This is a genomic window from Streptomyces sp. STR69, assembly GCF_024519455.1.
Lineage (GTDB): Bacteria > Actinomycetota > Actinomycetes > Streptomycetales > Streptomycetaceae > Streptomyces.
On the sequence record NZ_JALJRY010000065.1, the window covers coordinates 1 to 8,305 of the forward strand.

Consider the following 8,305-nt stretch of genomic DNA (forward strand, 5'->3'; position numbering starts at 1 on the left):
AACGGTCAAGATCCAGTGGCACGGGACACCTGCCATCCCCACGGGCGCGGGGAGCGCCTGCTACGACTTCTACGCCGACGTCTTCCTGCCCGGCCCGCAGCGCGAGGCCGCGGTCCGTGACACGTACGACCGGCTCTGGCTGACCTGGACGAAGGCGCTGGCCAGCGCTGACACCCGACGCCACGCCTGGAGCGTGCTGCGCGCCACGGTGATGTCCCGTACCCCGCTCATCGACGGCCGCCCCCAGTTCACGTATGCCGCGTTCGACACCGTCGCCCTGCGCAGCCTGACGAGGCCCGAGGACGTCGAGGCCGCCGTGGAACAGCTCACCGAGACCGAAGCCCTGTTCCGGGCGATGAGCCGACTGCCCGGCCACCAGCTCGATGTCGTCGTCCTGCGATCCCTGGGCGGGATGGCCGAAGAGGTGGTCAGCGACCTGCTCGGTGTCCCGCTGGCCACCGTGCGCTCCGACGAGCGCCACGCGACCGGCTTCCTCGACAGCATCCTGTGCAGCCCGCCTCCCGACCTGGAAGGGACCCCTTCGTGACCTGCATCGAAGACATCCTGTCGCGCGCCCTGCTGGCACGCGACCGTACCGTGCCGCCCGACGTCTTCCCGCCCGCCGCCGCCCCACTGCCCTCCCCGGAAGAGGCCGGGGACGGGTGCGGGGCAGCCGAGGCCGCCAAAGTCCTGCGCGCTCTGTGCGAGACCGTCCTGTCCCACACCTCGCCCGCTGACGTCGCCGACTTCGTCACCGACCAGGTCCCCGGCCCCTGCAGCGCCCTCGCGCTGGCCTGCGTCCTACAACTCACCGACACCGACGACGGCGCCCGCTTCTGGTGGCAGTACGCCGCCGGCGCGGGCCAGAGCGCGGCCGCCTACTGCCTCTACCTCCACCACCTCTCCAACGGGGAGGACGACATCGCCGACTGGTGGGAGCAGCAGACCGAGGCCACCATCGCCCCCGTCCCCACCGACGACACCTTCGCCCAGACCCCGGCATGCGAAGGGGAATGGGCGCCCGCGAACCATCCCCTCGGCAAGTTCCCCACCACGATGCTGCGCGTCCTGCGCCAGCTCGCCAGAAGCCACCACCGGGCCGCCGCCGTCACCAGCCTGATGGACTACCTGCCGACCGCCGTCGACATCGGCTACCTCCGCCACGACTTCGAAATCCCGCTGCCGGGCCCGGGCTTCGCCCGCCGCGTCGGCGCCCTGCTCCGCGATGGCCTGCAAGCCGACCACGACGTCCTGGAGGTGCACGACGGGCACACATGCGCGCGGTGAGGAACCGGGGACGGTGCCCGGCCGGATGGCTGCACGACTTCGCCGGCACGCCGTACGTACCGCTCGGACCTGTGGCACGGTGGAGGCGGTTCCGGCCCGCTGCTTCCCCCCGTAGCGGCGGGCCGGAACCGCGCTCAGCGAGCGAGCGAGGGTGACGGTGATCGGCTAGTCGGGGCAGTCGGCGAGCTGTTGGTTCAGCGCGTCGCGCTCTACGGCGTCGATGCTCAGGCCCCACTGCTGCCGCTGCCGCTGCCGAGCACGACGCGGGGCCGCCTGGTGGCACAGCGGGCGGGACACGTCTTGGACCGCTGTGTCATCGGACCCGTGGATGTCCCCGAGCACATGCGCCCCTTCATGGAAGACCTGGTGGTGGCGCTGCTGAGGGTGGGGCTGCCCGTCCGCGACCCGAACGAGGACGACGGCGAGGCGGCGACCGGCGTCATGCTCGCGCTGGGGCCCGGGCCGGCGGGCGCTGCCGTGCGGGTCATCTGGCGCCAGCACCACTCCGTCGACGTGCTGGGCGAGGCATGGCGCACGCAGCAGGACGCGATGCACACCGCGCTCCGCACGATCCTCACGGCGCAGGGCTACTGGATGAGTGGACGACACCGGTGACGCGCCGGTCGCCTTCGGCCCCTACCGTCCCCGTCGTGACCCGGGCTGTACCGGACAGAGGCCGTCAGCGACGCCGACCGGCCTGCCTGCGAATTCCCGCTCCCGGCTCCCCGCCCACGCCGGTGCCGCCGACTACTCGCGCTGTGCGAGGCCCTCGGGTGTGGGCTGGTAGCGGATCTCGTAGGGGTGGCTGCCGTAGTTCACGGTCACCGTGTGCTGGAGGACATCGTCCTCGGAAGCGCGCGGGTTCGCGGAATCCTGGAGCAGTTCTTAGACCGTGTCCTACGTGGTGAGGCGGACGTTGGCCTGTTCATGGGGCGGGGTACGTGGAGTTGGATTGTTCCGGACGGGCTGTGGGAGATCGCGAAGCCGCTGATCCCGCCGTCGAGAGTGCGGCCGCAGGGCGGCGGAACGCAGGACACACCTGATGAGACGCTGTTTGCGGCGATCGTCTACGTCCTGGTCAGCGGCTGCGCCTGGCGAGCGTTGCCGCCCTGCTTCGGGATATCGAAGTCGACTGCTCACCGCAGATTCCTGATCTGGTCGAGAGCCGGTGTCTGGGGCAGCCTGCACGAAGCGGTCCTGCACCGCCTCGACGACGCCGGACTCATCGACGTCACCCGCGTCGTCCTCGACACCGCCCACGTCAGGGCTAAAAGGGGGCGAACTCACAGGCCCGAGCCCCGTGGACCGGGGCAAGCCGGGTTCCAAGATGCACGTCCTGTCGGACGCGAACGGACTGCCGCTTCTCGTCGGTATCTCGGCCGGCAATACCCACGACAGCGAAGGGCTGAAGCCCATGATCGAGGGTCACCAAACGAGACACAACCCTCACCGCGGCCGGTACTTCAAGCCCCAGCGCCTCCACGCAGACAAAGCCTACGACCGCGCCGACCTGCGCAAATGGCTCCGATGGAAGCGAATCGGAGTACGCATCGCCCGCAAAGGCATCGAATCCAGCGAGCGATTAGGGCGTCGGAGGTGGGTGATCGAGCGCACGATGTCGTGGCTGTCCGGCTACCGCAGACTCAGCCCCCGCTACGAGCGTCATCCCCGCAACTACCTGGCATTTCTCGGACTCGCCGCCGCCCTGTGCTGCTACAAGCGCCTCGTCCGCCTCACCACGTAGGACACGGTCTTAAGCGAACCCGTGCGCCGGTGAGGGACTGGTGGCCATTCCGATACGGGTTGCGTACTGTGCTTGACCTTCGAGTCGACTCGAAGGTCTACCGCGGATGTCGAGGGAGCCACCACCCTTGTTCGACCGAACCAGATTCTGATCGGTACGCGGATGGCGTCTCAGTTGTGCTGCTCGGCATCCAGCAGTGCGAGGGCGTTGCGCATGCCCTGTTCGAGGAGTTGGTCGGCGAGCTTCCGGTCGGTCAGGGCACGGGAGAGCTGTAGTGTCCCGGCCATCATGCCGAGGAGGCCAAGTGCCCGCAGACGTGCCGAAGGTGGATCGTGGGGTGCCAGGCGGGCAGCGAAGCCGTCGATGAGGACCAGCGCGCCGTCGGTATAGGCCTGCCGGGTGGGATCCGTGGAACGCGCGATCTCGTCGAGCAGGGCGGCGTTGGGGCAGCCGTCCTCGATATTGTCGCGTTGCTCGGGGGAGAAGTACCAGCGCACGATCTGTTCGAGTCCGGCACGGCCGGGCGCCGCCTGGGCGACGATGTTCTCGTGCTGGGCGCGCATTTGGTCGGCGACCGCGGTGGCCACGAGGTGGTCCTTGGAGGCGAAGTAGGCGTAGAAGGTGCCGTTGGTCAGGCCCGCGTCCTTCATGAGCGTGGCGACGCCGGAGCCGTCGATGCCATCCTGCTTGAGCCGGCGACCGGCCGTTGCAATGATCCGCTGCCGTGTCTCCTGCTTGTGTTCTTTCTTGTACCGCACGATGTGTTCCTCCTGGGAACCGGGGCTTGTGCCCCGGCTGCTGCTGGTCGGGTCAGTGTGCCGCGCCGGCGAGGAGGGCGGGGAAGTTGATCCCTGCGGTCTCGGGTGGTGGGGCTCGGGGACGCCCCCGTCGGTGATGTACAGCCGGTCGCCGCGGACGGCGGTGGCGGAGGGTGAGGGTGAGGCGAGACCGGCCGCGCTGGTCAGGACAGGCTTGTAGGTGCCGTCGGGTAGATCGCTACGACCCCGTCCGGGCCGTTGTCCGAGGAGGAGCCGTTCTGCGCCGCGAACACCACGTCGGAGCGGGGGGTCAGGAAGCTGAGATCGTCGATGTTGGGCAGGCCGCCCGAGACCTGGCGGATGGGGCCGTGCACGCCGGTGGTGGTGACCGGTACGGGCAGCAGGGTGCCTTTGTTGAAGTTGCTCACCCACAGCGCGCTGTTGTGGAACCTGAGCCCGTTGGCACCGATCGGCAGGGCCTCGGTGGGCACCGGCGCAAGAGCGGCGTCGGTCAGCCACGGCGTCACCGATCCGCCCGCGACGGGAATCGACCAGATGATGCCCTTGAGGCTGTCCGCGACGTAGAGCGTGCGTCCGTCCGGGTCGACAGCGAGCCCGTTGGGGCGTGAGGCGGGGGCCAGCGCGGCGATGCGCTCAGGGGTAACGACGCCCTTGAGGCCGGACCGGGAAGCCAGGTGGGAGGCGGCGGTGTTCTTGCAGATCTGTTTGTCGAACGTCCCGGCGGGGAGGCGGCGGGCCGTTGTGACGCGTGAGGCCAGCAGACCTGCGATGTAGCGCGGCTTCTGCTTCTTGTCGGTGGTCGCGGTGACGATCGTTCTGGTGACGACGGCGGGGTCATCGCCGTCCTTCGCCTGCGCCATCGCCTCGTCGAAGACACGCCGCCGCTTTCGGACGGGTTCGGGTACGCGAGAGGTGCGCGTCAGTTCGGCATCCGGTTGAATCTGCGGACGATGCGGTCGAAGATCCGGGCCGGAAGGATGCGGTGGAGCACGCTGATGCTTGCTGCCGTCGAGCCGGCGGTGCGCCGCAGTTTCGGGTTCCGGCCGGTGGCTGCCGCGACGATCACCTTGGCCACGGTGGCGGGATCGTCGCCGCCGCTGGTGTTTTTCGCCAGCACCTCGTCGAAGGTGCGCCGTCCCGACGCATAAAGCGGCAACGGTGTGTCGCCCTGCACGCTGTGGTCCCCGAACGGGGTGTTGATCGGGCCGGGCTCGACGAGCAAGATCCGGACGCCGTGCTCGCGGACCTCGTGGTCCAGCGACCCGGAGTAGCCCTCGACCGCGTGCTTGGTCGAGGTGTAGATGGCCATGAATGGGCTCGGGACGAACCCGCTGAGGGAGGAGACGTTGATGATGCGTCCGCGCCGCTGAGCGCGCATGTGCGGCAGAACTGCCTTGGTCATCCGCATGATGCCGTAGACGTTGACGTCGAAGACCTCCTGCGTCCGGGCGACGGAGAACTCCTCGGCGGCGCCGTTGGCGCCGACGCCGGCGTTGTTGACCAGGACGTCGATGCGCCCGAACCGGTCGATCATCTGCTTGACCACGGAGGCGACCGATTCGTCGCTGGTCACGTCGAGGTCGAGGTAGGTCACCCCGGCGGGCGCGGTGACCCGCGCTGCGTTGCGAGCGGTTCCGATCACCTCGAAGCCCGCCGCGGCGAAGGCGCGGGCCGTCTCCTTGCCGATCCCCGATGAGGCACCCGTCACGAGCGCCACCGGTTGAGTTGTCGCCATCACGATCTCCCTTGATTTTGGAGTACGTCCGTATGTCGTACGTTCGTATGTCTTACGTTCGTACGACCATAGGGTGGCCGCCGGTCGATGGCAAGTGGACGCGTCCGGTGATTCGAGAAGGGGCCGGGAAGCCTGGGTGCGGTATGGGAATGATCGTGAGCGGGCTTCCGCGACGAAACCGAGGCCGAAGAAGCATTCGCCCGCGGCCAGTTCCTCGCCGAGTTCGCCCGCCACACGGTCTTCGACGGCCAAGTCGTCACCGACGAATCCCGCCTGAGCCGCATCCTGGCCCGTCACGACACCCACTTGTACCCGGGCGCCTTCATCACCTGCGTCTACAACCCCGGCCGCGCCCTGCGCCGCTGCCCTGAGGCTTCCGCCGATCAGCCCGCCATGGCCGACTGCCAGCCGCAAGCCTGCCGCAACACCGCCCTCACCTCCGCCAATCGGCGGGCCCTCGCCAATCACCGCGCCCGGCTGGAGGACACTCTGGTCGCCGACGACCGTCTGGCCCCATACGTCCGTCGCGGCCTTCAGGAACAGCACTGTGCCACCGCCGCGTTCCTCACCCGCCACACCCCGGAGATCGCGGAGTGAAACGCGCCCTGCCCGGCACTGACACCGTCAAAGCCGCCACGGACACCGTCCCTGCCGAGGCCGCAGCCCGCGATCACCGCCCCACCGTGACCGCGATCGAGCGGTTCCTGGACATCCCGCACGCCACCTGCCACCGGCACTACGCCGACCTGATCGACGTGCACTTCCGGCCCAGAGTCCCGGCGCCAGCCCAGCCTGCGACGCCGACGGAACCCGCCGGATCCGACGTACGTACGGAAGCCAACCTGAGCCGGCTACGGAAGGAGAACACCGGGCTGCGCCGCACCCTCGCCCGGTACGAGGAGGCCATCCGCCGGCAGGCCCTCGAAAACGACGCCCTGCGCAGCGGCGGCACCGTTCTTCCACTGCCTACCCGCAGCACGCCCGCGCCGTGCTGAATCCGACACCGTCCCCGGAGGCGTCTGGCGTGAGTAAGGACGCTGAGCGTGGCGCGCAGCCAACTACCGATGATCAACTGTTCATCAAGCCGTGCGTGCCGACGGCATCCCGGATCCCGCGTGGGTCGCGTCGGTGCCCCTGCTGGCCAGCAGTTGTAGTGCCTCCGCGGACGGGGACGCGGGTGTCGTTCGACGTGATCGAAGCCGACCGCAAGTTGGACACCTCGCTGCGGTGGGTCCGGTTCGCCGAGGCCGCGGGGAGGGGTGCCCCGGAGGGTCAGGCACACTCAACGTTCACGTAGGGCTCCAGGCGGCCGACGCTCACGCGCAGTAGTGCGTTCCGGGGCTTCACGAGGGAAACGAAGCGGAACTACATCACGGGCGTCTGCCTGTTCCTCACCTTCCTGTGGCGGCGCGGGAGGATCTGGACTCAGCTCAGGACTGCAATTGGGCGAAGAGCGTCGCCAGGTCGATGAGGCCCCAGTGCTCGGTGAGCTTCCCGTCGGCCACCTTGAACATGCGGAGCTCCAGCACCTTGATCGATCGGCCGGTAGCGGGAGTGCCGTTGAAGGGCCCGGTGTTCGTGCCGGTGAGGATGAAGCTGATCGCGAACCAATCGTCCTCGGCGACGACACGGACCGGCGTGGCTGCGAAGTCGGGGACTGCGTCGAGGAACGACGCCAGCACCGCGCGGGTCTCCTCGAGGCCGGTGGTGGTGCCGTCGGCGGCGTGGTTGCGGAAGTCCGGCGCGTACAGGGCGAACAGGGCGTCGAGGTCACGCAGGTTGACGAGCTTGACGTACTCATCGGCGAGCCTGTGCAAGTCGGCGGTGGATTCGGCGTTCGAGGAAGACCTGCGCTTCTCCCGTGTGGATGGACGGAGCGGCTCGTGGCACCCCTTCGACCCGACCCGCGCGCAGGCCGCGCTGGAAGACCTGCACCGTGTCGGGCCCCGCACGGTGGTGTGGCTGAACGAGGCCCAGCACTACCTCGGTGACCGAGCGGTGGGTGAGCAGATCGCAGTGGCTGTGCACCACCTCCTCGTGAGCCAGGAGCGCGGGCCCGTCCTCGTGCTGGACACCCGCTGGCCCGAATACGCCTACCAGTACACGGCCCTGCCCGCACCGGGCACGGAGGATCCGCACAGCCGCGTGCGGGAGCTGCTCGCCGGCCGCACCCTGACCGTCCCAGAGACCTTCGACTCCCAGGCCCTGGCCACCGCGACCGCGCTTGCCGAGGGCGGTGACCGGCTAATGAAAGACGCACTCACCCGCGCCTGCACCGACGGGAGAGTGCCCCAGGACCTGGCCGGCGCCCCCGAACTCCTTAACTGCTACCAGCACGCCAGCCCGGCCGCCAAAGCGGTGCTGGAAGCCGCGATGGACGCACGCCGCCTCGGCGTCGGCCTTCACCTCCCCCAGGCATTCCTCGCGGACGCCGCCTCCGACTACCTCACCGACACCGACTACAACCAGCTCACCGACGACTGGGCGGAACAGGCCTACGCCGAACTCGCCAAACCGGTCCACGGCACACAAGCCTCCCTGCCCCGCACCATCCCCCGCCCTCCACAGCGCCCGCCGACCCCCACCACTGCCGTCAGAGCTGCGGCCCCGCCCCCTGCGAGTCCGCAACTCCGGCTCGCCGACTACCTCGAACAACACGGCCGCACCACCCGCCGCCACCTGTGCCCCTTGTACGACAGCGACATGGCCCCCACAGACAACCCCCTCCAGCACGATCAACCAGAAGATCATCCACCCGGC

General features: G+C 69.0%; 10 protein-coding genes and 1 pseudogene. 6 read left to right on the forward strand and 5 right to left on the reverse strand.

The features are described 5' to 3' along the window. Nucleotides 1–547 (forward strand): RNA polymerase sigma factor (locus OC490_RS48660; protein ID WP_410099279.1); only part of this gene is annotated, 547 nt, incomplete at its 5' end. After that, the gene (locus OC490_RS48665; protein WP_262064490.1) at nucleotides 544–1,287 is read left to right on the forward strand and encodes a hypothetical protein; all 744 of its coding nucleotides are present in this window, start codon (nucleotides 544–546) and stop codon (nucleotides 1,285–1,287) included. The genes OC490_RS48660 and OC490_RS48665, both read left to right, overlap by 4 nt. Nucleotides 1,288–1,452: 165 nt before the next feature. Here the strand turns inward: OC490_RS48665 and OC490_RS48670 are convergent, their stop codons facing one another. Further along, a complete protein-coding gene (locus OC490_RS48670) occupies nucleotides 1,453–1,584 on the reverse strand; it encodes a hypothetical protein (protein ID WP_262064491.1) in 132 nt (43 codons plus the stop codon). 27 nt (nucleotides 1,585–1,611) lie between these two features. On the opposite strand from OC490_RS48670, the gene OC490_RS48675 reads away from it, so the two are divergent. Then, nucleotides 1,612–1,902 (forward strand): hypothetical protein, encoded by a 291-nt coding sequence (locus OC490_RS48675; RefSeq protein ID WP_262064492.1) that lies wholly within the window; start codon nucleotides 1,612–1,614, stop codon nucleotides 1,900–1,902. A 312-nt stretch (nucleotides 1,903–2,214) separates the two neighbouring features. Continuing rightward, a protein-coding gene (locus OC490_RS48680; protein WP_262064496.1) for an IS5 family transposase occupies nucleotides 2,215–3,031 on the forward strand; the annotation gives its coding sequence in 2 pieces (ribosomal slippage) (nucleotides 2,215–2,558 and nucleotides 2,557–3,031; 819 coding nt in all). Nucleotides 3,032–3,201: 170 nt separating this feature from the next. On the opposite strand, the gene OC490_RS48685 is transcribed toward OC490_RS48680, so the two are convergent. The 3 genes from OC490_RS48685 to OC490_RS48695 form a co-directional block, all read right to left on the reverse strand. Further along, nucleotides 3,202–3,792, reverse strand: a complete 591-nt coding sequence (locus tag OC490_RS48685) for a TetR/AcrR family transcriptional regulator (protein WP_262064497.1) — start codon at nucleotides 3,790–3,792, stop codon at nucleotides 3,202–3,204. Between the two features lie 200 nt (nucleotides 3,793–3,992). Next, the gene (locus tag OC490_RS48690; protein ID WP_262064493.1) at nucleotides 3,993–4,670 is read right to left on the reverse strand and encodes an SMP-30/gluconolactonase/LRE family protein; all 678 of its coding nucleotides are present in this window, start codon (nucleotides 4,668–4,670) and stop codon (nucleotides 3,993–3,995) included. Nucleotides 4,671–4,729: 59 nt separating this feature from the next. Beyond that, on the reverse strand, nucleotides 4,730–5,545 hold the full coding sequence (locus tag OC490_RS48695; RefSeq protein ID WP_262064498.1) for an oxidoreductase: 816 nt from the start codon (nucleotides 5,543–5,545) through the stop codon (nucleotides 4,730–4,732). Between the two features lie 593 nt (nucleotides 5,546–6,138). Between OC490_RS48695 and OC490_RS48700 the strand changes: the two genes are divergently transcribed. Next, nucleotides 6,139–6,540, forward strand: coding sequence for a hypothetical protein (locus OC490_RS48700; RefSeq protein ID WP_262064494.1), 402 nt, complete (start codon nucleotides 6,139–6,141; stop codon nucleotides 6,538–6,540). 435 nt (nucleotides 6,541–6,975) lie between these two features. On the opposite strand, the gene OC490_RS48705 is transcribed toward OC490_RS48700, so the two are convergent. Further along, complete coding sequence (locus OC490_RS48705) at nucleotides 6,976–7,362, reverse strand: ester cyclase (RefSeq protein WP_262064495.1); 387 nt, start codon at nucleotides 7,360–7,362, stop codon at nucleotides 6,976–6,978. On the opposite strand from OC490_RS48705, the pseudogene OC490_RS48710 reads away from it, so the two are divergent. Further along, nucleotides 7,334–8,305 (forward strand): annotated as a pseudogene (locus OC490_RS48710) (hypothetical protein); the annotation flags it as partial. The gene OC490_RS48705 and the pseudogene OC490_RS48710 sit on opposite strands and share 29 nt — an antisense overlap.

What these genes read in the sequence shown, in the direction of transcription:
- OC490_RS48690 (WP_262064493.1), bottom strand. Translation starts at nt 4,670, where the DNA reads ATGGCGCAGGCGAAGGACGGCGATGACCCCGCCGTCGTCACCAGAACG.
- OC490_RS48695 (WP_262064498.1), bottom strand. Translation starts at nt 5,545, where the DNA reads ATGGCGACAACTCAACCGGTGGCGCTCGTGACGGGTGCCTCATCGGGG.